Here is a 26,147-nt window from a genome sequence, read left to right as displayed (position 1 = left end):
AACGGATCAGCGCGACAGCAGGTCGCGAAGGTCGGCGGGAATGGGCATCGGCTGGAAGGGACTCACGTTCGCGCCGCCCGTGTTGCCCTCCGGCACCCAGATCCGGCTGAACAGCGCCGCGGCAAGGATGCGAGTGGTCTGCCCAAGCAGTTCCCGCGGCTGCCGCTGCCGCCATGCCCAAGCCCACATCCGCACATGGCAGCGAACATGAGCCCAAGTGAAGCGCTGCGAAAGGATGTGGGCCCGCTCAAGGTGTCGAAAGGCTTCGGCAGTGCGCCCGTCTGTCTCGGCTTGACGTGCGCATAGAAGCTCAACCTCGATGGCTCTATGGATTCGCTCAGTCATGTTGGGGCTCCTTGGCTAAGGAAAGGAACTTGCGACGGCGAATTGCCGCGACACGCCGGTTCATCCAATGTCGAACCACCATCTCATAGAGCATCCGCCGCACCACGCCAAGGTATTGGGAGTGCGCGGCATACAGAAGCTCGGGTTCCTCGAAAACGCCGAGATCAGCAATGACCGCCATGCTCTGTATGTTGGTGTCCTCGCCTGTCCATTCGATCGGCGGTGAGCCGAAACGAGGCGTCGCGATCGCGAAGCCGCAGAACGGCCCGCTACACCTAGGATTTGCGGCCTGAACCGATCCCAGGAACGCCTTGTCCACAATGACGCCCTCCAACCCCACCCAGCGCGATCGGAAAAAGACTTCCACCCACGTGTGCAGGATCTTCGGAGGAGCAAGTGCGAAAACGGCCGGCGGGACGACCCCGGCCTGAAGTCGTTTGTCGACCCATGCCGCATGAAGGCGCGTGGCTTGTCCAACAGCGCGGTACAGGGCCATCAGCAGGATAGCTTTGGTGTTGCACTGGCCGTATCCATCGGCGAGTACGCGAGAGGCAGGAAGATCATCGCGTTCGTTGTAGCCCAGACCAATCTCGTCGCGAACGTACTCATAGATCGCCTTGAGTTGATCTTCCTCTCCCATTTTCTTCCATCCCTTCGACTCGATCAGGGTGGCGATTTCTGGAGAATCAAAGTCCAAGAGGCGGGTGGGCTTGAGACCTGTCTTGCTCATGGGTGACTCCGTAGCGACCCTCGGATGGGGTATTGGTGGCGGAGGAGACTTCGTTCGCGCGGCTAATGCGCGTGCTCATCACATGCTCCAAGAGCCGTTGGAACCCCGGTAGTCCACTCCCGCCACGCGGCGCGGAGGACGGTGAAGGACGTTTGCAGGAACAGGGTGGCCACCAGCAGGCCCACGATCAGGTCCGGCCAGCGCGTGCCCGTCCATGCGACCAGGCCCGCCGCGGCCAGCACACCGAGGTTGTTCGCGAGGTCATTGCGCGAGCACAGCCAGACCGAGCGGAGATTGAGATCCTCGTTCTTGAAACGGGTCAGCAGCGCAAAGGCCGTCACGTTGACGCTCAAGGCCACGAGGGACATGACGGTCATGAGGCCAGCATCTGGGGTCTCACCGGACAACGCCCGGCGGATCACTTCGACGATGACGAACAGGCCAAAGCCGCCCTGCAGGGCACCCTTGAGAAGGGAAGCGCCGGCTCGCGCACGGACGGAGCCGGTCATGACGACGAGGGTCAGCAAGTAGATGCCTGCGTCGCCCAGAGCGTCCAGCGAGTCAGCCATCAGAGCACTGCTGTGCGCCCATAGGCCGACGCTGAACTCCGCCGCGAACAGCGCGGCGTTCAAAGCCATCACGATCCACAGAACCCGGCGCAGGGTGCGGTTGCTGGAAGTTGCACAGGCAGTTGCCGTGGTTTGGCAGGAACAGTCGGTCATGGTCTTGGGCTCCTAATGGCGCTACCGTAAACCCCGGAGTCGCTACAGGGTCAAGCCCCATGAAGATCGGAGAGCTGGCGGCAGCCACGGGCTGCCACTTCGAGACCATCCGGTACTACGAGAAGGTTGGTCTCTTGCCCAAGCCGCAGCGCACCGCGTCCGGGTATCGGGCCTATCGACCCGGAGATATCGCCCGCGTCCGCTTCATCACCCGAGGCCGGGCGTTGGGATTCAGCCTTGATGAGATCCGCAGCCTGCTGCATCTGTCGGAGAGCCCGAACCTCGCCTGTGGCGAGGTCGATGCGTTGGCGCGACAGCACCTCGTCGAGGTTCGCGAAAAGCTCGCGCAGCTGCAGCGGATGGAAGCCGAACTGGTCGCCACCATCGAGCGGTGCCGCGGCGGTCAGCGTGCGACCTGCTCGGTTCTGGAAAGCCTCGCCCAGGAGAGCCCCATTGCTGGCAAACCCTCTACCGTCCACTCGCCCGTTTTCTGAGAGAACGATTGTTACTAGCCACGACCACAATTCTTCTCACGCTTACGGCACTTGCCAAGATCGGGGGCTCCGAAGCCCTGGGGGCTGTGACTGCGACGATGCGCCCCCCCGCTTTGGGTAGTGCTGCGGTTTGAGCTTGCGCCGCTCGGACCAACGGCCGCTTTTGGCCGAAAAGCGCCACCTCACAAGCTGCCTGGTATCGGCCCTTCGCACTCGGATCTGGCCCTCAGCAGCACTTCTGTTTAACGCGGCGCAGGGTGCAGTCACGTCAACGAGAATGATAGTGTGAAGAAGAGAAGCGTTACTCAGTGAATCGATTGGTTTTTCGCCTCAGTCATGTCGTCTGGTCTGGCGTAGAACGTTGGGAGTGAAGCCCACGGGTTAGCTTCTTCGGGGTGAATCGTTCCGATGTCGACGTTCGCTCCGTAGCGTTCGCAAGCATCCGCCAGTACTGCTGTCGCGGCATGAACGACCCGCTCCTCGTCAGAAGTACTGACCACCGCAACTATCACAAGGTCGGGTGCCTTTCCGACTTCCACGCCCACACGCTGCCCCAATGCCGCCGATACGATCCCTGCAATCTGGGCAAACACTTCGCGAAGCGGTTTGATTAGCCAGCCGCACTCACCTGCAGCAGGCTCTAGTTCGATAGGGCCCTCTTCATCTTTGTTTAGCGGTCGCACTGGCGGTATGGCAGTGCCCGCTAAGATCAGCTGAACCTCTTCTGGGTAGATCAGACAGTAGCGGTCGTTAGGATTGAGAATCAGCACGGCCCCCAATGTGGCCTCAAACAGCTCTCGTCCTGTCATCTTGACGATTTCGACATGTGAGCTTGAGGCGGCCTGCGCCTGGCGTAGGTCCGTGAAAAATGGGAGTAGAAGTGCGCCCGTTTTTGGATGTGGAAATTGCACCAACCTGATGAAGGGCGAGCTGTCGTTGCAGGGCTTGTGGGCGTAGACGATGGCGCCAAGAAGAGCTTCGAAGAATGCTGGTTCAGCGGATGGATCATGAAAGCATGCAGTCATCAGCTCTTCTAGGGTCGCTTTTTCTTCAGCCACCGTCGCGGTGTTCTTTCTGCGCATTGTCAGACGATTGCCTCGTCGTTCCCGGATGTAATCTTTCGCTTGGAAGTCCTGGGATACCGGTGTAATGCCGCCTCGGCGCCCAAGAGAGGGGGCGCACTAGATCTTCCCGAGATCGTCCGCGGTGAAGCCGCTCGGCTTCACGGAGGATCTCAGCAACTGCAGTGCCTTAAGGCGATCCGCGTGTTCGGATAGGAACTCCGACATCGGCCCGCGGAACCGCATGGCATCCGCCGGGATCTCCACGCCAAGTCCCTCGCTGATTGAGATCGCATAGGACTTCTGGGGCTCCGTCGGCGGAAGCAGGTCCCAGTCGAGTCGAGCGTTGAGCGCCTGTGTCAGGGCAGTGCTGACGTGCTCCCTGAACCCATCTCGATGGCCCGCCAGTTCGGAGCGAGATAACTGGCGTGCCAGGGCAATCAGTCGATCGTCCGGAACGTTCAAGTGGAGCGTTACGCCGGATTCTGTGTCGTGTACTACGAGAGACATCCTGGATTGCCCTCAAAAGCTCGGCTCATGGTGTAGGCGCTGGCGCACCGGGACCCGCCCAGCCTTCAGGAGAAGGGGAGGCGCACCGTGCGCGTTCGTCGCGGCTCCAAACTGCAGGCCAGTCGACCCGTGGCGGGTGTCCTTTCAGAGCTGCGATGATACCTTTAGGTAGTCTACCTATAGTGCTGTAGAGCTCAAAGAGGCGTCTTTCTAGGGTGTCGGCATGAATGCAGACACCCTCCAGCGCCGCGTGGGCGCCAGTATCAGGCGTCGACGAGAGTCGCTTGGAATGAGTCAGGAAGCCTTCGCAGCCCACATCGGGATGCACCGCACCTACTACAGCGCAATCGAGCGAGGGGAGAAGAACATTTCGCTCTCAACCATCCAGAGACTGTGTGAGGCACTTGGAGCTAAGGCGTGGGAGATCTTCAAGGAAGCCGAGCAATGAGGGATCGCCCCTCATGAGCGCTCTTACTGGTGTCATGCAGAGACGTCAGCGGACTCCGGCGACGCCGAGCTTGTTCACCGCCCCCTGACCGAGGGCCCCGATGATGCTGGAAGAATCCCTCTCGATTTATCCGATCGGCTCGCCGCCAACCAGGGCAGAGCTCGATGCCTTCGACCGCCTCCTTGCCGTGGCAGAATCCGACACGGGTCAGAGTCGGAAGTGCGCCGACTTCCTCTTGGCGTGGTGGAACGCGGGGCGCAATGGTGGCTTGGACCCCACAGACCTTTGGGGGCTGGATCTTGAGCTCCGCGATGCAGCGGTGTCGGTCTTTTGCCTCATCGCCCGCTGGCACTACTACCCCACCAGCCTTCCGGGAGGGCGTGGGGAGCGCCTTCGGAACCTCGTGTCCCAATGGCGCACCCAGCCGTCATCGACCGACTAAAGCGTCTTAGGGAATGAGACCATGGCCCGTTACGGTGCTGGTTGACCGAGCAAGGAGTGCTTCCATGACCATCCTCACCTCCCGCTACTCAGCTGGCGTCGAGTACGCCCGCTCCGCCCATAGCGGACATTTCCGCAAGGGCACCTCGATCCCGTATCTCTACCACCTGCTCGGCGTTTCCAGCCTCGTGTTGGAGTACGGCGGCAACGAGGACCAGGCAATCGCCGGCCTTCTCCATGATGTCCTCGAGGACTGCGGCGCCGAGCACGAGACCTCTATCCGTGCCCAGTTTGGTGACGCTGTGGCCACCATCGTCCTCGACTGCACGGACGGCACTGCCGGCAGCAAGAGCGCCGCGACAACCCAGGAGGCCAAATTCGCCGACTGGCAGCGCCGTAAGCAGGCCTATCTCACCCACCTTTCGGAGACCGCAGCGACCTCGCTGCTGGTGTCAGCTTGCGACAAGCTGCACAACGCACGCGCCATCGTCTCTGACCTTCAAGGTGACGCCGGCATCACGGTCTTTGACCGGTTCACTGCCCGCAAGGACGGGACGCTTCAGTACTACGAGAGCCTTGCGCGCATCTTCCTCAAGCACGACGGCGCCTACGCTCCCCGCATTCACGAGCTCGCACGGGAGTTCGACCGGACTGTCGCGACAATGCATGCGCTTGCCGGAGCTGCCTCCCGCCACCCTCTTTCCTGATCCTTGCCGCACTCCGCAGGGAACGCGCACATGACCAACGACGATTTCAAATCCACCCTTTGGGACGCTGCGGACAAGCTCCGTGGCTCCGTCTCGGCCGCCCAGTACAAGTATCCGGTCCTCGGGCTGGTCTTCCTCAAGTACATTTCTGACTTGTTCGATGCGCAGGCCGACGTCATCCGTGCGCGCTGCGCGGATCCGGCGTCCGACCTGTACATCGCCGACGAATCCGCCCGCGGCGCAGCTGCGGAGGCCTTCGCCGCCGACAAGACCTTCTACGACGCGGACAATGTGTTCTGGGTCCCGGCGACGGCGCGGTTTTCCGTCCTGCTCAACCAAGCCTCGGCCCCAGACCTCGCTCAGCGCCTCGACCGTGCCATGGGAGACATCGAGGCGGAAAACCCGCGCCTGAAGGGCGTGCTCTACCGTGAGTTCGGACGTCTTGAGCTCGAGCCCGGCAAGCTCGGCGAACTGATGGGCCTGATTGCCCGCGTCCAGTTCCGCCCGGAAGATCACGGCAGCCGCGACGTCTTCGGTGAGGTCTACGAGTACTTCCTCGGCAAGTTCGCTCTCAAGGAAGGCGCAAGGGCCGGCGAGTTCTACACGCCCAAGAACGTCGTCAACCTGCTCGTTGCGATCCTTGCCCCCTTCAAGGGGACGATTTACGACCCTGCCTGCGGCTCTGGCGGCATGTTCGTGCAGTCGTCCAAGTTCAAGGATGCGCACCAAGCCAAGCTCGGCCGCCGTGGCGATCTCGCCATCTGCGGCCAAGAGCTGATGGCGGCCACTCGGCGACTGTGCCTGATGAACCTCGCCGTGCATGGACTCGATGGCAATCTGGGTGAGAGCTACGGCGACACCTTCGGCAATGACCAGCACAAGACGCTGCGCGCCGACTACGTCCTGGCCAATCCGCCTTTCAATATCAGCGACTGGGGCGGCGAGCGACTGACGGACGATCCGCGCTGGGTCTATGGCATCCCTCCCAAGGGCAACGCCAACTTCGCCTGGCTGCAACACATGTTAGCCAGGCTCTCGACCCGCGGCCGTGCCGGCATCGTCCTTGCGAACGGCTCCATGAGCTCGCAGCAGTCCGGCGAAGGCGATATCCGCCGCGCTATGGTCATGGGCGACGTAGTGGAGTGCATGGTTGCGCTTCCCGGCCAGCTCTTCTCCAACACCCAGATTCCGGTTTGCCTGTGGTTTCTGTCGAAGGACAAGTCGCCCGGCATCAATGGTCGGAGCGATCGGCGTAAGCAGGTCCTATTCATCGACGCCCGGAAGTTGGGGGCACAGCGCATCTCGCGCACTCAGATCGAATTCACTGATGAAGAAACTGAAACGATCAGTCAGCTTTACCATCGTTGGCGCGGCACCGAGTTCAGCGATGGGATCGAATATGCGGACGAGCCCGGTCGGTCCTATTCGGCATCGCTTGCTGATGTGGAGAAGCACGGCTTCGTGCTGACGCCTGGTCGCTATGTTGGCGCGATTGCTGCAGAAAACGACGACGAAATCTTCGGCGAAAAAATGGAGCGTTTGACCGCACAGCTGGCCGAGCAGATGGCGAAGGGCTCTGAACTGGATGAAGTGATCCGGGAGAAGCTGGGGGCGCTGGGCTATGGCGTCTAGTGCTGCTCGAACGCTTGGCGATATCGTCAGTCTCGTACGGGGCACGACCTACAAGAGTGCCCAACTCGGGCAGCCGGGACCGGTTCTGCTAGGGCTGGGAAGCATCCAGAGAAACGGCGGATTCCGTGCCGACTCGCTGAAGACTTATGGTGGCGAGTCGAAAGAGAAGCTCCTCCTTCGCCCCGGCGAAATCTATGTGTCACTCAAGGACGTGACACAGTCTGCCGACCTACTCGGGGCAGTTGCGCGTGTTCCTGAGTCTATTCCTCTAGGTCGATTGACTCAGGATACGGTCAAGCTCGACTTCATTGACCCAAGCTATCCGCGAGGTCTTGTCTACTGGGCCCTTCGCTCGCCCGAGTTCAGGGCTTACTGCCGAGCGCACGCGACTGGCACGACGAACCTTGGCCTCGCACGAGAGGACTTCCTCGCCTTCGAGCTACCCTCGCCGGACCAGGAATTGCTATCGCTGATAGAGCTTTTGGAAGCGCTGGAGACACGCATCGAGCTCCTGCGCCAAACAAGCGCCACTCTCGAAGCCATCGCGAAAGCGCTGTTCAGGTCTTGGTTTGTCGACTTTGAGCCTGTACGCACCAAGTTCGAAGGCCGCGAGCCGGAGGGTATGGATGCGGTGACGGCAGCGCTTTTCCCGAGGGAGTTTGAGGACTCAGAGCTTGGACTGATTCCGAAGGGATGGAGTTGCCGTCCGCTCGACAGTATCGCGCAGTTCTTGAATGGCCTTGCTCTTCAGAAGTTCCCGCCCGAAAGTGATTCGGAGTATCTCCCAATTATCAAGATTGCTCAGCTTCGGGCGGGACACACAAACGCAGCGGATCGGGCCAGCGCATTGCTAAAGGCCGAATACGTTGTTGAAGACGGCGATGTCCTCTTTTCCTGGTCTGGATCGCTCGAAGTAGAAGTCTGGTGCGGTGGCCGTGGCGCACTGAATCAACACCTGTTCAAAGTCACATCGAGCGAAGTCCCGAAGTGGTTTTACTTCTTTGCAACCAAGCTGCATTTGCCGAAGTTTCGGGAGATTGCGGCTGACAAGGCTACGACCATGGGCCACATCCAGCGGAGACACCTCACAGAAGCACAGGTTGCCGTGCCGCCGTCGAAGTGTCTGGAGAAGCTATCGCCTTTTTTCGATTCGGTTTTCGAGAGAATGATCGTGAACTCCTTACAAGCGCAGAATCTGGCTAAGGTTCGCGATGCGCTTCTCACCTGTCTCACATCTGGGCAATTCCGGATTTCGGAGGCCAAGACCAAGGTCGAGGATTCGTTGGCATGAAGCCTAGGCTCAGTCATTTGGTCCGCGTACCTCTTCGCGAAGCTTGGAGGCATGAAGCCAGCGACTTCACGCCCTGGCTGGCCGAGACGCCAAACCTCAACACCCTCTCGGACGCACTGGGCATTGGCGACCTTGAGTTGGTCGCTACCGAACACTGGGTCGGCGACTTCAAACTCGACATCCTCTGCACCGATGGCACCGATCAGGTAATCATTGAGAACCAGCTGGAGAAGACGAACCACTCCCATCTCGGCCAGATCATCACCTACGCTGCGGGCATCGGTGCAAAGAAGGTGGTCTGGGTCGCGGAGTCGTTCCGGCCTGAGCACGTCGCCGCACTGGAGTTCCTCAATCAGAACACGACGGAGGACCTGAGCTTCTTCGCCGTCGAGGTCGAGCTGTGGCGGATTGGGGACTCGCCGCTGGCGCCGAAGTTTGAAGTGGTCGTTCGTCCGAACCAATGGGCTCGGGCGGGCCGCGAGCAAGCACGTGCCGCCTCGTCCGCCACGCCGACCAAGCAGCTGCAGCTGAAGTTCTGGACGGCCCTTGTTGATGCGATGGCCCAGAGGGCTCCCAACATCAGCCCCCAGAAGCCCCGCCCTCAGCACTGGCAGCAGATCAGCCTTGGACGCTCCGGCTTCCTACTGAGCGGCACCGCCAGTCAGCGGGAGAGCCGCCTCGGGGTCGAGGTGTACCTGATGGGCGACGCCGCGAAGCATCACTTTCGGCAGCTCGAAACTAAGCGAGCCGAGATCGAATCCCAGCTGGGCTTTGCTCTGGAGTGGCAGGAGCTGCCCGATGCACTGGCCTGCCGCATTGTTCGCTATCGCGCCGACTGCCCGCTTGAGGACGAATCCCGCTGGTCGGACTACATCGATTGGATGATCACGCACATCGTGAAGTTTGACGCGGCCTTTCGCCCTGTGATCAAGGGGCTGCCGTGAACGAGAACCATCTCGAGATTGTCACCCTCGAATGGCTTGCCTCGCTGGGCTGGACACCACTTCAGGGTGACGTTGTCTCGCCTGGCGGAGGGGAGCCAGCCCGCGCAGCGTTCTCAGACGTCGTGCTCCGTACGCGGTTGTCCCCGGCCGTTGCCCGCCTCAACCCGGCCCTGAGTCCGTCTGAGGTCGAAGCGGTGGTCGACACCGTCGCCCGATTCGCTTCCCAGTCCTTGGTCGACGGCAACCGTCATATGTACGACTGGCTCCGGAACGGGGTGCCGTTCGAGCAGGTCCGCCCGGACGGGAGTCGCGCCGCCATCCGTGTGCCTGTCCTCGACACGACGGGTCCTAACGACTTGCTCGCCGTCCAGCAGTTCACCGTCCATGGCCAGAAGGTCCGGCGACCGGACATCGTCCTCTTCGTCAACGGTCTGCCCCTGGTCGTTATCGAGCTCAAGAACCCGGCCGATCTCAACGCGGACGTCGAAAAGGCCTACCACCAGATCCAGACCTACAAGGCCGACATCCCCCAGTTGTTCGCCTTCAACCTGCTCAACGTGATCTCCGACGGCACCGTGGCCCGGTACGGCTCGGTATCGGCCGACCTGTCGCGGCACTCGCGGTGGCGGTTGCTAGACGGGAAGAAGGCCGGCAAGGGCGCTTTGGAGCTGGAAACCCTCGTTCGTGGCCTCCTGAATCCGGTCACCCTGTTCGACTTCTTCCGCGGCTTCGTCGCCTATGGCGGCGCGAACGGCGGGGCGAGCTTCAAGATCATCGCCCAGTGGCACCAGTACCACGGCGTCCGCAAGGCGCTGGAGCGCGCCGTCGAGGCCCTTACTCAGCGCAAGGACGGCAAGGGCGGCGTCATCTGGTTCACCCAGGGCTCGGGCAAGTCCCTGCTGGCGCTGTTCTATGTGATGGCCTTGCGGGACCACCCCGCCTTCGCCAATCCGACCATCGTGCTGGTGACCGACCGTAAGGACCTCGACGGGCAACTGTTCGAGACCTTCGCTGACGCCAGTTGGTCACTCCGGGCCTCGCCTTTGCAGGCCGACAGTCGGGATGACCTCCGCCAGAAGCTCGCGAGCGTCGTCGCCGGGGGGGTGTTCTTCACGACGATCAACAAGTTCGCCCCGGAGGCGGGAAAGACCAGCGTCCCGGTGCTGTGCGAGCGATCCAATGTCGTGGTGATCGCCGACGAGGCCCACCGCACGCAGTACGGCTTCCGCGCCGACTTGGATACCCAGACGGGCCAGACGAAGTACGGCCTGGCCAAGTACATGCGCGATGCCCTGCCGAACGCCGTCTACCTCGGCATGACCGGCACCCCGGTGAGTCTGGACGACCGCGATACCGAGGCGGTCTTCGGCACCTACGTCGACGTTTACGACATGATCGCGGCGCAGGAGGATGAGGCTGTCGTGCCGGTGTCCTACGAGAGCCGGATCATCGAGTTGCGCTTCAATGAGGCCGAGAAGCAGGCCCTTCTAGACGAGTTCCTCGAGGCGACCGAAGACGAGGATGAGGACGAGCAGGCGATGACCGCCAGCCGGCTCACCCGCCTCGAAGGACTCGCCATGGCCGACGGCCGGTTGGAAATCCTCGCCGCTGATTTGGTCGCCCATTGGGAAGCCCGCAAGGAGCAGATGGACGGCAAGGCGATGATTGTCGCCGTCTCCCGCGAAGCGGCGGTCCGCCTGTACGACGCCATCGTGAAGCTGCGCCCCGAATGGGGTGATACCGACATTGCCAAGGGCCGGATCAAGATCGTGATGACCTCGAGTTCGTCCGATCCCGCTCACTTCCAGCCGCACCGTACCGACAAGGCCGGCGCCAAGACACTGGAGAAGCGCTTCAAGGACCCGGACGACCCGCTCGACCTCGTGATCGTTCGCGACATGTGGCTGACGGGGTTTGACGCCCCGCCAGTGCACACGCTCTACGTCGACAAGCCCATGCAGGGCCACGGCCTCATGCAGGCCATCGCCCGCACGAACCGCATTTGGAAGGACAAGTCCGGCGGACTGATCGTCGACTACATTGGTATCGGCGAGGAGTTGAAGAAGGCGATCCGCCAGTACACCCGCGACGCCGGTGCCGAGCGGGAACCCGTCGACACCTCCGGTGAAGCGCTGCGCATTCTCCTCGACACGTTGGACGTGATCCGCAAGGAGTTTTTCCACGGCTTCGATTATCAGGGCTTCGCTGATCCGAAGAAGGCGCTCGCCCTCTTGGGGCCGGCCATGGAGCACGTACTCGCCGTCGACCCCGAGCCCGACGAGAAGGGGCGTAACCGTGGCGTTCGCGCCTACCTCGATCAGGTACTAAAGCTCACCAAAGCCCAGAGCTTGGCCGGGACCCGAGAGGCGGCCATGGCCGTCCGCGAAGAGATCGCCTTTTTCCAGGCCGTTCGGGTCTGTCTGATCAAGCTGACCCGCTCCGCGGAAATCAGAACTCGCCTCGAGAAGGAGGCGGCCCTTCGCCAGTTGGTGGCCAAAGGCGTTCTGGTCGAGGGCGTGAAGGACGTGTTCGGCACCCTCGGCCTTGGCAAACCGGACATCTCCCTGCTCGACGAGAACTTCCTCGCGCAGATCCAGCAGATGCCGACCAAGAACCTAGCCGCCGAACTGCTCGAAAGGCTCATCGCCGATCAGGTGAAGGCCCGCGGTGCGAAGAACAAGGTGCAGGCCAAGGAGTTCACCGAGAAGCTCGAGGACGCGATCACCCGCTACCAGAATCGGGCGTTGACGACGGCCGAGGTGATTGAAGAGCTGATCAAGCTGGCCAAGGAAATCAACGCGGCCAAGCCGCCGGACGGAATGACCGAAGAGGAGTACGCCTTCTATCAGGCGCTCTGTGAGAACGAGTCAGCGGTCAGGGAGATGGGGCACCCGACGCTCCAGAAGCTGGCGCATGAACTCACAGAGAAGCTGCGCCGCTCAGCCACCATCAATTGGCAGAACCGCGCCTCGTCACGCGCAAAGATGATCGCCGCCGTCAAGGTTCTACTGGTGATCTACAGGTACCCACCTGATGCGCAGCCAGACGCGACTGAAAAAGTCATCGCCCAAGCTGAGTTGCTGGCAGATAACTGGTCAGCCTAGACGAATCGGCATGCTAACGAGTTAGCTGAAAAGTGCCCCATATTCCTGAGCTGGCGAGCAGAGGGCGCGGATTTGAGCAACTCGAGCCCAGAGTATTTGCACATCCTAAAATCAGCTTTACATGGAGCGCTACGTCTTGTCCGAGTTGCCCATGCCTCTAGAAGGACGCTCCAGAGGCTTAGACAGCTGCTCCACGGTCAGGCCGTTAGACACAGCGTTACCTATATAGGTTGCAAAAAGCTCATCGTAACGACTCAATTGCCTGCGGAGAGATTCGTTCTCCTCCTCGAGTCGGGAGATTTTCTGAGGCTCGGAAAGTCTCCTCCCAGCGCGGGCTCCTGATTTAGCGAGCTTTTTCCTTCTTGTCTCGTGAGCGGTGTAGGCAGACTTGATCTGGGGATGCCGCTCGAGGGCCTGCCGAGTCCAGACATAGCCCGAGCCGACGTGCTCACTCGCTAGCACTTGGATGCTCTGCCAAGTCAGCACCATTAGCGGGTCAGCTGCTTCCACAGCTCGAACAATTCGCGTTATACCCTCTGCTGAAAGGCGTTGACGCTTCTTTGGTCTGTCCATCCCGAAACCTAAACCGAAGAGTCCGATGATTGGGCTGTGGATCCACTGCGTCCCAGGTGGACAATTGATCCATCCGCAATGCTTGGATCTCGGTGCACATCAAGAATCTTTAGCAATCGGTCGCGCTTTCGGACATGTGACGACAGCCAATTGTTCGCCCCATAAGCACCATCGGCCTTCGCTGCTTCGGCAATCGCTATGGCCTGCACCGCCTCTTCAAACTGACGCTCTGCTTCAGCAGCCCCCTTGACATCGCCCTTGACGATGAAGTGCTCATCACAACTCCAGCACGCTTCGTGTTCGGGGCAGGGCGATGACGACCAATCATGAAAGCATCTGCCAAGCATCGTCTTATGCACCGCGCGGAGCAAGTCTCCGGCAACCACTTGTCTAGCTACGGGGTCGGAGACGCTGTCTGTTATCTCTGAAATCGGGCCGATGACCCCTCCCTCAATCAGCCGAATACGTATCTTGTTCGCGAGAGAAATCCCTGACTCATGGTCATAAGCGCTGTTTTGGGAGATGTCTTTCCTGCCCATCCAGCGTGCACGAACAAGCTCAGGTAGCCCTCCAGGGGCGGCTGCTGTATCGAGAAAGTGCCTGAATTGATGCGACCGAATCTGAGGCGTTTTTCCATTCGCCAGCACGACACCTAGCCGCTCAAATATCGACTTCGTTCTGCCATCCCGATCAACCCCTCGTCCAACCAAATAGTCACTGATGTTCTGGTCGGTGACCAGGGTTACCGTCCCCTTAAGCGACGCCTTATCAGAGTGGAAGAAGTTGACTGGCACTACAAATAGCATCTTGTGCAAGGGTACTTTGGAGCCGCCAACAGACACCTCCGATTTAACCATCCGGCGGCGCAATGCCTCTTCCACATCACCTTTTGCATAGAGCCTTGACCCGTCAATGGTTACGCGAGGAACCCCATTGTCTTTCAACCACGTAGTCGCATATTGCTTCTTCAGCCCAAGGAGAGCTGCGCAGTCCTTTGACGAAAGCAGAGCCGTCGCATCGAGACTATCCCACGGCTCGCCAAGGCGAACTCGCCCTGGATTGAGATGAGCGAATTCGGCATCCCGCGCATACTCATCGGTCATCTCAAGGACATCCGAGAATGCCCTCCTCGCTACCGGTGCAAGATCAGATGGAATCCACTTAACCCCTGTAACGCTCTCGCCTTCCTTTTCAGGGGAAAATCGAATTCCGAGATAAGGAGGAAGCGGGCTGCCGTTTGCGTCCGTTGCAAGTTGACCGAGATCATCCAGAACAGGTTCTTCGACTAACGCGTCGCGCTCCAGTGTGAGCATTTCATTGATTCTAAATCCGCAACAGAAAAGAACATCGACTCCTCGCTGCCTGATCTTATCCGCGGGATCAAGATCCCCTCGATTCGAGATATCCGAGATTGCATACAGAATCTCGTCAGTCGGCAGAAGCTTGTTTCGCCGCCGATGAAAATCGCTTCCGACCCGATCCTGCTTCATCCCTCCGGCATTTTCCGGCCTGTCGACGCCATGACTCCACCTAAGCGGAACGTGCGTCATTGCGAAACGATCAACAAGATCCGCAATGGACTTGAGATGGCTGGCAATACGGTAAGCCGAATGAGGAGATTCCCGTTTGCACGCGTCGGCTGCGGCCGAGTTGAAATGCCGAGCCTTTAGTACAACCGTCGAAGAAAAAGCACCCTCAATCCCGCGATCGGATACCAGAACTTCGTAAAGGTAGCGAAAGGCACGAACAAGGACCATCTGGGAAATCGCCGTCGGAGTCTTGCTTGCATTAACTGCACGCCAAACAATTGCCGCCTTCACGAACGAAGCAAACGGCTCATCGAAGGCCTCTCCAGTACGTAGTTCTGCGGCGGAAGCAAATGCATGGCGAGTGAAATGAATTCGCTCCAGAGATCGTGCACTGGCTCTGCGACCCTTCCCCACCACCCAAACGGACTTGTCCCAATCACTTGCGCGGTAGGGACTGCGAGACCGCATCAGTGCGCAAAAGGAAACGAAAGCCTTTTCGGCCCTTCGCTGAGGCCTGCTCGTAAAATCTGTCGTCATTCTCGGCTGTCGATATCCATCATCACCGCGTCATTGCAACGTCGAACCACCTCCGCTACAGCAACGATCGTGGCGTCGTGAATTTGAACAATCTTCTCGTCCATGCCGGCAGCGTGGCGACGGCGCCTCTCCTGCAAGAGGACGCCAAGAACTTCTTCGTGCGGCGCATTCTTCCAAGGCTCAAATCGCGCGCAGGTATAGCACGCTAACGGAGCGTTCTTCCCACAAGATGAAACTTGTCCGCAGCTTCCAATTTCAGGCTGCTCTTGGTCGGCCGCACCAAATCGAATTGAACTTGCCGGATCATCAGGCCGAGTGGCAGATGACTTATCGGGAATGAGACGACCAAGAAACGCAGAGGCCAACGGCGCCAAGCGCAGCGCCACTGCTTCATCAAGCTGCCTAACGACTTGGCCTCGCGAGTTGAAATAGACCATAACGTGCTGAAGATCCGTGTGATCTAGCGCATCGGCGAGCTCAAGGGGACTACATCCTTCTTCCACTAGACGCGTCGCGAAGCTGTAGCGAAGCCGCCGTGGTGTCACGTGGAAACTCATTCCACGCTCATAGCAGAAATCACTGACAGCCATCGCTAGCCTCGATCTCTTCCAGCGAAACGCATCGGAGTGCAATTTTGTGCCGAACAGTTCCTTGCGCCCCACGTCTCGGACAAACAGCGGGCGATCCTTCGAAGCTTTGCCCACCTCTTTCGATCGGATCTCATTCTCTGCGTTTCGCTTTACCAAAAAGGAAACGACAAGTGCCAATCGGGCGGGAAGTCTTCGTCTCCGAAAGCCAACCGCCTCGCCACGCCCGCGCTTTTTGACTCGAGGAACATTCAGCCAGTGTATTTCGCTTCCATCACTAAGTTGCTCAACCGAGTAGTCGTGCTCATTAATCAGCTGCAGGTGTCTAGCGTAGAGCCCAAAGGCTTTGCTGAGCATCAGTGCCGCAAGACGCTGCAAATCCTTCACAGGAAGATTGGGAAGCCCTTCGCACGCCCGCGATATCTCGGATTCCAGGCAGGCATCCTCTGCGAAGCTCAGCGGACCAGAATCAGGATCTCTCCGTAGGACTGCGATTCCTTGAGGACTGCCACCGATACGCAGGTCCGAGAGCTCGAGTGCTGACTCCCCATCAAAACCGGGAAACTCGCAGTCTGCGCACCAGATGTACCACCGTCGGAAGACGGAGAGTGAATCCAGCATCGAGCTCCTTCCGATCTCCGGAGCCTCCTCAAGAGCGGATCGGAAAGCGTGGAAAAGTCTCATTCCGATACCGCTGGAAATCTCCGCAGCCAGTTTTTCGCTAGACCCAATCAAGCGAAGACGAGTCAAGTCCCCAAAGCATTTCTGAGCAGTACCGGCACTGTCCTTTACGAGAACGCGACAGATGTAGGCACGGATTGATAGAAAGAGTTCATCCGGAAGTGACGATAAGAGCTTCCAGTTGATCGACGTATCCACTCCTGCTATCCAAACCGTGTCGTTTGTGCGCAAAGAAAGCCCCTCCCGCGTCACGATGACCTCAGGGATTGGGTAGTCCTCCTCCAGTGGCCGCGCTGCTTTTTTCCGACGATTTTTACTCACTCCTTAGAACTCCGCGCCGGGGATTCTCCGCTTCGCGTCGCTGCGCGCCGCTCCGCATTCGCATGCATACGTGCGATCCTCTTATTTGCGGCGGCAGCGATTGCTTTTCGCGCATACTTTGCGGGCATTTCGGATCGCTCCGACCATCCCATCGCATAGCATTGCTCTCGCTTTATGCTTTCAGAGCTGGAACTCTCATCAGCACCTAGCTCGACCCATCGCTCATTCCAGTCGTATCGCAGAACATGCGAGGTCAGTCGGCCGAGCCCCGAGATCTCTTGACGCAAAACTTGGTATATCAGCTGATACCCGCGCTGTCCCAAGGGAGCGCCACTGGAATTCACGAAAAGGAATGGATGTTTTCGGGCATCAGGAAACACACTTCGATTTGATCGATGCGTGTCGATCCAAGTCTCGAGTGTCTTTGCCAGGGAGTCACTGATCATCAGCACCCGTGGCTTAGTCTTAAGCACGGGCTGATAGGTACGAGTGTCCTCAGGATCGTCGTGGCGGCGATGGAAAGTAACGGTCCCAGGCCTCTGCCGCAGATTCAAGTCACGAACCTTCAGTGACAGAACATCACCTGCACGTGGCCCCAACTCATAAGCCAAGGAAAGCATCGCAAAGTTGCGATACCTAAGCGCAAGACTTTCCCATGGATTCCGATCATCGTCAGGGCTGATGACGGCGAGGAACAACTCGCGCTGTTCGCTAGTGAGACCACCGCGTGCATCCGGACTCGGAAGGGATCGATCCTCAGGAGGGGCAACAGCATTGGCACGTCGCTCGAATTGTTTGAGCGCTTGTTCTGCTCGCGCCAGCGCTACGTCGCTCGACGAACGGCTAAGGAAGGACCTCGAACGCCACTGAACAAAGGCCAAGAAGTACCAGTACCTTCTTGGGGCTTGCTTAGACAAACTGCCCGACTTGGCCAGCCCTTGACTACAGACGGACGCGAACGCCGTTAGTTCTTGCGTCGTCAAGTACGAACTGTTCGCAAGCCTCTCTTCGAGGCAGATGCCCTTCCCATCCAGATAATCCAGCCCAGCACCGATGGCCGCCAAGTAGGCGCAGATAGTGCTGACAGCTCGCTTTTCTGTTCGAAGTGAAGTGAGAACGAACTCCGTCGCAAACGGGTCAGGCAACCCAAATGACCCGTTAACAAGAAGTGGGAAGCGCTCCCCGGAGGCCAGGAGTGCGATTCGTATCGATCTTCCGTTGGGCGCCTTTTGCACCAAGGTCGTGCTCGCTGATTTCCCGCAGAAGATTTGACACCAAATCAACTGCGGGAAATTCGTTACGCCACTGGCGCCTCTCGCTCACCCTTCGAGCGGTAAGTTATTGAAAAAGGGGCAAAACTTCAAAAACTTTACAAAAGAGTAGCCACTTCTTTTTAGAAGGGGATGTCGTCGTCCGGGAACGGGTCGTTGCTATGGGCCGGCGGCGCGCTGCCGCCACCGCGGTTGCCGTAGCCGCCGCCACCCGAGCCTCCGCCGCTGCCGCCGCCGCCACGGTTGCCATAGCCACCGCCGCCCGAACCGCCGGCGCCACGACCGCCACCGTAGCCGCCACCGCCGGCCGAACGGGCCGGACGCTCGGCGCGCTCGCCGCCGCCTTCGCCGCCCATGCCCGGATTGCCGCCGAGCATCTGCATTTCATCGGCGATGATGTCGGTGCTGTACTTCTCGACGCCGGCCTTGTCCGTGTACTTCTCGGTGCGCAGGCGGCCCTCGATGTACACCTGACGGCCCTTCTTCAGGTACTCGCCGGCGATTTCCGCCAGACGGCCGAAGAACTTCACCCGATGCCACTCGGTGCGTTCCTGCATGTTGCCGTCCTTGTCCTTCCAGCTCTCGGACGTGGCCACGCTGATGGTCGTCAGTGCCGAGCCGCTCTGGCTGTAGCGCACTTCCGGGTCGTTGCCGAGGTTGCCAACGAGAATGACTTTGTTGATACCGCGCGCCATGGGGTCCTCCGGCCGCTGAATGTCGAAACAGGCCACAGAGTATGACAGCCCCCACCCGCCCGGGGTCGGCCGACCCCTCGACCGAGGGTCGGAACACGTCTTCACGATGGGGCGGCGGCCTATAATTCAGGCATGCACGCCGCCGTCGACTCCGCACCCGCACCCGCACCCGCGCCCGCCCTGCCCTTCCCCGCCGTCCAGGCCCTGGCCGCGAGCGACATGGCCGCCGTCGACGCCCTGATTCGCCGGCGGCTCGCCTCCGACGTGGTGCTGGTCAACCAGGTGGCCGAATACATCATCGGCGCCGGCGGCAAGCGCCTCCGCCCGATGCTCACGGTGCTGGCGGCCCGTGCGGCCGGCTACCGCGGCGACGCCCACCACCAGCTCGCGGCGGTGGTCGAGTTCATCCACACCGCCACCCTGCTGCACGACGACGTGGTCGATGAATCCGACCTGCGCCGCGGCCGGGCCACGGCCAATGCCGCCTTCGGCAACGCCGCCAGCGTGCTGGTCGGTGATTTCCTCTACTCGCGCGCCTTCCAGCTGATGGTCGAGCTGGAATCGATGACGATCCAGAAAGTGCTGGCCGACACCACCAACCGCATCGCTGAAGGCGAGGTCCTGCAACTGCTGCACGTGCGCAACCCGGACACCGACGAGGCCGCCTACCTGCGCGTCATCGAGCGCAAAACGGCCGTGCTCTTCGCCGCCGCCACCCAGCTCGGCGGGCACCTCGCCGGCCTCGGCGCCGCGGGCGAGAAGGCGCTCTTCGACTACGGCATGGCGCTGGGCTACGCCTTCCAGATCGCCGACGACGTGCTCGACTACGCCGGCGACGCCGCGACGCTGGGCAAGAACCTCGGCGACGACCTCGCCGAAGGCAAGGCCACGCTGCCGCTGATCCACGCCATGGCGCACAGCGCGCCCGAGATCCAGGCCCGACTGAAGCAGATCGTCCTCGACGGCGACGCCGACGGATTCCCGGAAGTGCTGGCAGCGATCGAAGACTGCGGAAGCCTCGACTACAGCCGCGCCGTCGCGCAGCAGTACGCCGATGCGGCGATCGACGCTCTCGCCGCGCTGCCGGATTCCGAAGCGAAGTCGGCCCTCGCCGGCCTGGCGCAGTACGCCCTCCAGCGCGCCCACTGAGGCGCGCCGGAGCGCAAGGCCTTACTCCGCGGCGAAACGCTCGTCGAAGAAACCGCGCATCATCGCCATCGAGCGGCGGTAGCTCGGCTCGTGGTACTTGCAGCCCGGGATCACGCTGCCGTCTTCGTCGGGCTCGGCGAAGCAGTGCACGGCACCGCCGAAATTGACGAACTGCCAGTCGGCTCCGGCCTCGCGCATCTCCTTTTCGAAGCCGTCGATTTCCTCCGGCTTCACGAACGCGTCGTCGGCGCCGTTCATGACCAGCAGCGGCGTCTTCACCGCCCCGGCCGTCGCCGGGGCGCTCGTGCCGAGCGAGCCATGGAAGCTGGCCACGCCGGCCAATTCCGCACCGCTGCGCGCGAGCTCGATCACCGTCGCCCCGCCGAAGCAGAAGCCGATCGCGCCGATGTCGTCCGTTGCCAGCGGTGCGCCCTCGGTGGCGCGCAGCGTGGCCAGCGCGGTGTTGATGCGTTCGCGCATCTGCGCGCGGTCCGCGTACACGGCGCCGGCGGCCTGGCCAGCCTCCTGCGGGTTCGCAGGGCGCACGCCGCGGCCGTACATGTCGACCAGCAGCACCACGTAGTCGTCGCCGGCGACGGTCTTCGCTTTTTCGACCGCCGCATCGGTGACGCCGTACCAGTTGGGCACCATCAGCAGGCCCGGGCGCGGCGTGGCGTTGGCATCGTCGTAGACGAGCACGCCGTCGAAGGTCGTCTCGCCCACGGTCCAGCTCACCGGCTTGGTGGTCGGCGCGGCGGAGGCGATCGATGCGAAAGCGGCGGCCGTAGCGACGGCAAGGGCGGCAAGACGCGGGGCAAGGCGCATGGCGGGGCTCCAGGGGAAGACCGCGCGAGTGTAGGCCGATGACTGGCCCGCGTCGTGACCGCAGCGTCGCGCCGCTTGCGCCGCGGGGTTCGGGCCTCAGCGCACGCCGAGGCCGGGGATCGCGCTGATCTGGGTGCCGTCGAAGCCCGCGGCCTGTGCGAAGTGCTTGCCGCGTTCGGCGTAGTCGCGGTAGCGCGGGAAGCTCGGCGCGCCGGGCGAGAGCAGCACCGTGCCCTTGGTCCCCAGCGCCTCCTGCGCGTAGCGCACCGCCTCCTCCATCGAGGTCGATTCGCGCAGTACGAACTTCGTCGCGGTGGCGATGGCCTTCAGGCGCTCGAAGATCGCTGGGCCGTTCTGTCCCATGGTGATGATGGCGCCCGGCGCATCGGCGGCCACGCGCTCCGCGAACACGCCCCAATCCAGGCCGCGGTCATAGCCCCCGACGAGGATGGCCGCGCTCTTGCCGGGGTACCAGTCGAGGGCCGCGATCGAGGCCATCGGCGTCGTGCTGATCGAATCGTTGACGTAGAGCAGCCCGTCCTTCTCGGCGATGCGCTGAAGACGGTGCGGCAGCGGCTGGAAATCGGCAACGCGCTCGGCGAGCGGCACCGGGTCGATGCCCAGCGCCTCAACCGCGGCCATGGCCGCACAGAGGTTCACCCAGTTGTGGCGGCCCGGCAGCGGAAGGAACTTCACGTCGATCACGGCCCGGCCACCGCGCATGATCCAGCGATCACGCACATGCCAGCCGTCGTCAGCGTTGAACCACTGCACCCGTTGTCCACGGGCAGCGAGCGCTGTGCCGACCTCGCGCAATCGGGCATCGGCCGCGTTGAGCAGGGCGACGCCGGGCTGCGCCTCGGTGACCAGCTTGAGCTTGTCGGCGAAATAGCGCGCCTCGGAACCGTGCCAGTCCAGGTGTTCGGGGAACAGGTTGAGCACCACGGCGACGGCGGGGCGGAGGGCATCGCCGGTCTGGTAGCTCGACAACTCGATCGCCCAAGCGTCCGGCGGCGGCTGCACGTCGAGCAATTCAAGGAGGGGAAGACCAATGTTCCCCGCCAGCGCGGTGCGCTCCCCGGCCGCGCGCAGCAGGAAGGCGATCAGCGCGGTGACCGTGCTCTTGCCCTTGGTGCCAGTGACGCAGACGGTGTGGGCACCGGCGTTCTCAGCGAACCAGATCGCCGTGCCGCTGGTGAAGTGTGCGCCGTTGAGTTCGGCATCGATCTTCGGCGACGAATACGCGCTGATGCCGGGCGACTTGATGACCACGTCGAAGGCCGAGAGCGCGGCGGCATCGACCTCGGTGCGGATGACGAGGGTCGGGTCTTCCTGCGCCTGGAGGTCGGCGACCTCGTCGTCCTTGCAGAAGACCGTCAGCGGCCGCCCCGGCAGACGCCAGCGCAGTGCCGCCAGCGCGGCGCGGCCTTCGCGGCCGTAGCCCCAGATCGCGACCTTCTTGCCGTCAAGCTCCGAAATGCGCACCCAGCGCCTCCATCCGTGCCGTCCCCAGCCCGTGCTCGCCCTGGGGGCCGAGCAGCGGTTCGAGGCGCAGGGTAGCCGGATCGAGGGCCGGCTGCTGCGATGCGGCGAAGCGGGCGACGAGGGCGTCCTCGCGCCAGGCCGGGCTGGCGGCGAGCGCGGCCATCGCGGCGCGCGATTCGCGCCCCTCGCCCACGCATTCGAAGGGCTTGTGGCCTTCGATCTCCAGCAGCGCGTCGTACTCGGCCGTCAGCGATGCGTCGTCGAGCAGGTTGCGGCCGAAGATGCCGAGCAGGCGCGGCTTGGGCATGAAGGGAGCCAGCGCGAGGAAGACGAAATGGCACTTCGGGCAGGCGCCGCACCAGCGCTGCGTGGGCTTCTCGCCGAGCAGGTGGAAGTTGCGGTTGCAGCTGGAAAAATGTGCGTCGTAGTGCTCGAGGCGCGCGAACTGCCGCGCCACGGCCAGCTCCGAGAACGGCCGCAACAGCGACACGTAGTCGAAATCCGCCGCGACCTGCGCGCGGACGAGCGCGGCGAAATCACGCTCGAAGGCCCAGCCCTTCGACCATTGGTGGTTCACCTCGCCGGTGCCCGGGATCAGGCTGCCGTAGCTCGCCGAGTGCTCGTTCGAAAACACCACGCTGCCGTGGCCGGTGAGGAGCGCGGCGAACACGAGGATTGCGGAGTTCACCGCCGTGACCGGAATGTGGCCGTTCAACGCGCCTTCGCGGTTGAAGGCGAACAGCTCGGGGGCCAGCGCGCGGGTGATGTTGAGCGTGGGCAGGCCGGTGCGTTCGGCGCAGGCGCGGATCAGCGGCGAACTGCCGATCCACGTCACCGTCGGTGAGGCCCCGAGGGCTCGCAGGGCCTCGATCGAGACCAGCGAGTCCTTGCCGCCGCCGATGGCCACGAGGGCGCGGCGACCGAAAGCGCCGGGGGCTTCGAGGCCCAGCGTTGCCGCGACGGGCCGTGCCGCACCGCCCCGCGGCCACGCGAGGTGCCCGCGCAGGTCGAGACCGTTGCGGTAGGCGAACTCGCCGAGGCCGTTCTCGTAGACGCTGGCAACGAAGTCGGCCGTGGCCTCATCCAGCGGGCCGTCGGCGCACTCGATCACCGACGGCGCGGCGGCCTTGTAGTAGCTCACACCGGCGACGAGGTGCAGCAGGCGGAGCGCGGCATCGATGGCCGCAGCTTTCGCTGCGTCGAAATCCAGCGAACCCGGCTGCACCGCGGTGAACGGGGCGCCGGGGACGGTGATGCGCTCGACCAGCTCGGGGCTCGTCGTGCCGTCGTGGTTGACGAAGGCGTAGCCCAGCGCGACCTCGCCGGTGGCCGCGTCGAAGCGTTTCGAGGTGAAGCGGAAGGCGCGGATGGCCGCGCGATCGAAGGTCCAGCTCATTCCAGGATCTCCTCGGCGGGCAGCGCACGCAGGTTGTAGCGGCTGGCCATCACCATGCCGTAGGCGCCGGCGTCGGCCAGCAGCACCACGTCGCCTTCGGCCGTGGCATCGGGCAGCCGGCGGCGGCGGCCCAGCACGTCGCCGGTTTCGCAGATGGGTCCCACGACTTCCGCCGGCTCACCGGGCGGGTCGTCGAGGCGCGTGAGGTTCACGATGCCGTGCCAAGCGTTGTAGAGCGCCGGGCGCAGCAGCGCGTTCATGCCGGCATCGAGGCCGACGCGACGGATGCCCTGCTTGTGCATCGTGGAGGTGACGCGCGCCAGCAGCACGCCGGCCTCGGCGACAAGGAAGCGGCCCGGCTCGATCCACAGCGCGTATTGCGGATACACCGACTTCATCTCCGCCAGCATCGCGCCGAACGCCGCCATGTCGAACGGCTCGCTCTCGGGCTGGTAGGGAATGCCGATGCCGCCACCCACGTCGATGCGCTCCACCGTGCCGATGGCGTCGGCCACCGAGGCGAGCCGCGCGTAGACCTCGCGCCAGTGGTTGGCGTCGAAGATGCCGCTGCCGATGTGCGAATGCAGCCCAGTGACGCGCGCACCGAGAGCCTTGGCGGCGGCGGCGGCGGCCGTCGCGTCGTCGAGCGGCAGACCGAACTTCGCCTCCTTGCCGCCGGTCTTGACCTTGTCGTGGTGGCCCGAACCGAAGCCCGGATCGACGCGCAGCGTGAGCTCGCGGCCGCGGAACACGTCCGGCCAATCGGCCAGAAGTGCCGCGTTGTCGAGCGTCACATGCACACCGAGATCGAACGCCTTCTCGAACTCGACGCGCGGCGCGAAGCTCGGCGTGAACAGCACGCGCTTCGGATCGAGGCCGGGCAGCGTCGCCAGCACGTGCTCCACCTCGGCCAGCGAGACGCACTCGAAGCCCAGGCCTTCGGCATCCAGCGCGCGCAGGATCGCCGGGTGCGGATTGGCCTTCAGCGCGTAGTGCGCGCGGTCGACCGCCACCAGCGCCTTCAGTTGCCGGGCGCGCTCGCGCACGGTGGGCAGGTGGTAGGCGTACACGGGCGCGGCACGCTCCGCGAGCGCGATCAACCGGGCACGGTCGGCCTGCCACCAGGTGGCGCGCGGCGTGCGCGGCGCACCCAGCTCGCGCCAGCTCGGGCCGAACACCGCCGTCTCGTCGACCGGCATGGCGTTCGAGCTGATCAGCAGGCCATGCAGCGTGGGCAGCAGGCCCTCGGCCAGCGCTTCATCGACGACGAAGGTGAGGTTGAGGTCGTTCGAGCTCTGCGAGATCAGGTGCACACGCTCCCGGCCAAAGGTGGCCAGCACCTCGGTGAGGCGGTGCAGGCGCGAGCGCATGCCGCGGCCCACCAGCGTGATCGCCGAGCACGGCGCGATCACCTTGACCCGACAAATGCGCTCGAGGTCACGACACAGCGCCTCGAGCACGTTGGTGCTGACGAGGTTGTCGCTGGGGTCGAGCGAGACGGTGACGTTGGTCTCCGACGAGCCGATCAGGTCGACCGAGAGCCCATGCGTCTTGAAGCAGCCGAAGACCTCCGCGAGGAAGCCCACTTGCTGCCACATGCCGATGGTCTCCATCGACACCAGCACGATGCCGCGCCGCGCGCTGATCGCTTTGACGCCAGCGACCGTCTGCGCCTTGGAATCAATGACCGTGCCGGCGAGATCGGGGTTCTCGGTATCGCGGATCCACATCGGCACGCCGGCCTCGCGGCAGGGCGTGAGGCAGCGCGGGTGCAGCACCTTCGCGCCCGTCGTGGCGATCTCCTGGGCTTCGGCGAAATCGAGGCGCGACAGCAGACGCGCGTCGGGCACCTGGCGCGGGTTGGCGCTGAACATGCCCGGCACGTCGGTCCAGATCTCGACGCGGCGCGCCTTCAGCAGGGCACCGAAATAGGCGGCAGACGTGTCGGAACCGCCGCGGCCCAGGATCGCCGTGCCGCCGTCGCGGTGGCGGGCAATGAAGCCCTGCGTGATCGCGAAGCGTTCGGGCTTCGCCACCAGCCGCTCGCGAGCCACCGGGTCCATGAAATCGCAGGACACGGAGAGGCGCTGCGCCCAGGCGCTGGCGTTCGGCTGCTCGATGGCGCGCATCGAATCACGCGCGTCCCACCATTCGACGTCCATGCCCTGCGTGCGCAGGTAGGCCACACCGATCGTCGAACTGAGCAGCTCGCCTTGGGCCAGCAATTCGGCCTGCCACGCCAGATCGGCCGAAGCGGCCCGCGTGTCAGCGGCCAAGGCGCGCAGCGCCGCGAAGCGGGCACCGAGCACGGCTTCGACGTCGATGCCGAGTTCCGCCGCGAGAACGGCATGACGCTCGACGAGGGCCTCGGCCTGGGCATGAAGGCCCGGCATGTCCTGATGCCCATCGATCATGGCCTGCAGCGCATTCGTCACGCCCGAGAGGGCGGAAACCACCACCAGCACGCGCGCGCCGTCCTCATCCGCGCGGCGGCGCATGAGTTTCCCGATCGTGTCCCAGCGCGATTTTTTCGACACGCTGGTGCCCCCGAACTTCAGGACGATCCAGTCATTGGCGAACGCGGGGACAGGGCTGCTCATCGGGGGACGCTCATCGGGGTAGGCACCTCACAGGGCCGTGGGTTCTGGGGTTTGGGGAAAAAGGAATGC

Annotated in this window: 21 protein-coding genes; 9 read left to right on the top strand and 12 right to left on the bottom strand. The window is 62.7% G+C overall.

Annotation, left to right across the window (positions count from 1 at the left end; translation table 11 throughout):
- Positions 1-6: 6 nt before the first annotated feature.
- From O9255_RS07265 to O9255_RS07255, 3 genes are all read right to left on the bottom strand, one after another.
- The gene (locus O9255_RS07265) at positions 7-345 is read right to left on the bottom strand and encodes a DUF3703 domain-containing protein (protein ID WP_297866193.1); all 339 of its coding nucleotides are present in this window, start codon (positions 343-345) and stop codon (positions 7-9) included.
- Positions 338-1,075, bottom strand: coding sequence for a transglutaminase family protein (locus tag O9255_RS07260; RefSeq protein ID WP_297866192.1), 738 nt, complete (start codon positions 1,073-1,075; stop codon positions 338-340). The genes O9255_RS07265 and O9255_RS07260 overlap by 8 nt, the downstream gene beginning before the upstream one ends.
- Before the next feature lie 62 nt (positions 1,076-1,137).
- Entirely contained in the window at positions 1,138-1,797 is a 660-nt protein-coding gene (locus O9255_RS07255) for a cation diffusion facilitator family transporter (RefSeq protein ID WP_297866191.1), read from the bottom strand.
- Between the two features lie 59 nt (positions 1,798-1,856).
- Here O9255_RS07255 and O9255_RS07250 point away from each other — a divergent pair, with 59 nt between their 5' ends.
- Positions 1,857-2,291 carry a helix-turn-helix domain-containing protein gene (locus O9255_RS07250; RefSeq protein WP_297866190.1) on the top strand — a complete coding sequence of 145 codons (435 nt, stop codon included), beginning with the start codon at positions 1,857-1,859 and terminating at the stop codon, positions 2,289-2,291.
- 305 nt (positions 2,292-2,596) lie between these two features.
- On the opposite strand, the gene O9255_RS07245 is transcribed toward O9255_RS07250, so the two are convergent.
- Complete coding sequence (locus O9255_RS07245; RefSeq protein WP_297866189.1) at positions 2,597-3,373, bottom strand: SseB family protein; 777 nt, start codon at positions 3,371-3,373, stop codon at positions 2,597-2,599.
- A gap of 99 nt (positions 3,374-3,472) precedes the next feature.
- The gene (locus O9255_RS07240) at positions 3,473-3,817 is read right to left on the bottom strand and encodes a hypothetical protein (protein WP_297866188.1); all 345 of its coding nucleotides are present in this window, start codon (positions 3,815-3,817) and stop codon (positions 3,473-3,475) included.
- 268 nt (positions 3,818-4,085) lie between these two features.
- Here O9255_RS07240 and O9255_RS07235 point away from each other — a divergent pair, with 268 nt between their 5' ends.
- From O9255_RS07235 to O9255_RS07205, 7 genes are all read left to right on the top strand, one after another.
- Positions 4,086-4,310, top strand: coding sequence for a helix-turn-helix transcriptional regulator (locus tag O9255_RS07235; RefSeq protein ID WP_297866187.1), 225 nt, complete (start codon positions 4,086-4,088; stop codon positions 4,308-4,310).
- A gap of 100 nt (positions 4,311-4,410) precedes the next feature.
- On the top strand, positions 4,411-4,752 hold the full coding sequence (locus O9255_RS07230) for a hypothetical protein (protein WP_297866186.1): 342 nt from the start codon (positions 4,411-4,413) through the stop codon (positions 4,750-4,752).
- Positions 4,753-4,816: 64 nt separating this feature from the next.
- The gene (locus O9255_RS07225; protein ID WP_297866185.1) at positions 4,817-5,458 is read left to right on the top strand and encodes an HD domain-containing protein; all 642 of its coding nucleotides are present in this window, start codon (positions 4,817-4,819) and stop codon (positions 5,456-5,458) included.
- A 30-nt stretch (positions 5,459-5,488) separates the two neighbouring features.
- Positions 5,489-7,090, top strand: a complete 1,602-nt coding sequence (locus O9255_RS07220) for a class I SAM-dependent DNA methyltransferase (RefSeq protein ID WP_297866184.1) — start codon at positions 5,489-5,491, stop codon at positions 7,088-7,090.
- Positions 7,080-8,381, top strand: a complete 1,302-nt coding sequence (locus O9255_RS07215; RefSeq protein WP_297866183.1) for a restriction endonuclease subunit S — start codon at positions 7,080-7,082, stop codon at positions 8,379-8,381. Before O9255_RS07220 ends, O9255_RS07215 begins: the two co-directional genes overlap by 11 nt.
- Positions 8,378-9,325 carry a DUF4268 domain-containing protein gene (locus tag O9255_RS07210; RefSeq protein ID WP_297866182.1) on the top strand — a complete coding sequence of 316 codons (948 nt, stop codon included), beginning with the start codon at positions 8,378-8,380 and terminating at the stop codon, positions 9,323-9,325. Before O9255_RS07215 ends, O9255_RS07210 begins: the two co-directional genes overlap by 4 nt.
- Complete coding sequence (locus O9255_RS07205) at positions 9,322-12,429, top strand: type I restriction endonuclease subunit R (RefSeq protein WP_297866181.1); 3,108 nt, start codon at positions 9,322-9,324, stop codon at positions 12,427-12,429. The genes O9255_RS07210 and O9255_RS07205 overlap by 4 nt, the downstream gene beginning before the upstream one ends.
- A 581-nt stretch (positions 12,430-13,010) precedes the next feature.
- On the opposite strand, the gene O9255_RS07200 is transcribed toward O9255_RS07205, so the two are convergent.
- The 3 genes from O9255_RS07200 to ssb form a co-directional block, all read right to left on the bottom strand.
- Positions 13,011-15,068, bottom strand: a complete 2,058-nt coding sequence (locus tag O9255_RS07200) for a hypothetical protein (protein WP_297866180.1) — start codon at positions 15,066-15,068, stop codon at positions 13,011-13,013.
- Complete coding sequence (locus O9255_RS07195) at positions 15,065-16,657, bottom strand: tyrosine-type recombinase/integrase (RefSeq protein WP_297866179.1); 1,593 nt, start codon at positions 16,655-16,657, stop codon at positions 15,065-15,067. The genes O9255_RS07200 and O9255_RS07195 overlap by 4 nt, the downstream gene beginning before the upstream one ends.
- Positions 16,658-18,050: 1,393 nt before the next feature.
- On the bottom strand, positions 18,051-18,623 hold the full coding sequence (ssb, locus tag O9255_RS07190) for a single-stranded DNA-binding protein (RefSeq protein WP_297866178.1): 573 nt from the start codon (positions 18,621-18,623) through the stop codon (positions 18,051-18,053).
- Between the two features lie 219 nt (positions 18,624-18,842).
- Here ssb and O9255_RS07185 point away from each other — a divergent pair, with 219 nt between their 5' ends.
- Positions 18,843-19,772: a polyprenyl synthetase family protein gene (locus tag O9255_RS07185; RefSeq protein ID WP_345781366.1), complete on the top strand. Its 930-nt coding sequence runs from the start codon at positions 18,843-18,845 to the stop codon at positions 19,770-19,772.
- 21 nt (positions 19,773-19,793) lie between these two features.
- Here O9255_RS07185 and O9255_RS07180 read toward each other — a convergent pair whose 3' ends face one another.
- From O9255_RS07180 to O9255_RS07165, 4 genes are all read right to left on the bottom strand, one after another.
- Positions 19,794-20,597, bottom strand: coding sequence for a dienelactone hydrolase family protein (locus tag O9255_RS07180; RefSeq protein WP_297866176.1), 804 nt, complete (start codon positions 20,595-20,597; stop codon positions 19,794-19,796).
- 96 nt (positions 20,598-20,693) lie between these two features.
- Positions 20,694-22,082, bottom strand: coding sequence for a UDP-N-acetylmuramoyl-L-alanine--D-glutamate ligase (gene murD, locus O9255_RS07175; RefSeq protein WP_297866175.1), 1,389 nt, complete (start codon positions 22,080-22,082; stop codon positions 20,694-20,696).
- Positions 22,063-23,478: a UDP-N-acetyl-alpha-D-muramoyl-L-alanyl-L-glutamate epimerase gene (gene murL, locus O9255_RS07170; protein ID WP_297866174.1), complete on the bottom strand. Its 1,416-nt coding sequence runs from the start codon at positions 23,476-23,478 to the stop codon at positions 22,063-22,065. Before murL ends, murD begins: the two co-directional genes overlap by 20 nt.
- The gene (locus O9255_RS07165) at positions 23,475-26,078 is read right to left on the bottom strand and encodes a bifunctional aspartate kinase/diaminopimelate decarboxylase (RefSeq protein ID WP_297866173.1); all 2,604 of its coding nucleotides are present in this window, start codon (positions 26,076-26,078) and stop codon (positions 23,475-23,477) included. The genes murL and O9255_RS07165 overlap by 4 nt, the downstream gene beginning before the upstream one ends.
- Between the last annotated feature and the right edge of the window lie 69 nt (positions 26,079-26,147).

This window comes from Silanimonas sp. (assembly GCF_027530345.1).
Classification (GTDB): domain Bacteria; phylum Pseudomonadota; class Gammaproteobacteria; order Xanthomonadales; family Xanthomonadaceae; genus Silanimonas.
The sequence above is the reverse complement of the archived record's forward strand: the minus strand, read 5'-3'. Positions and strand labels throughout refer to the sequence as shown.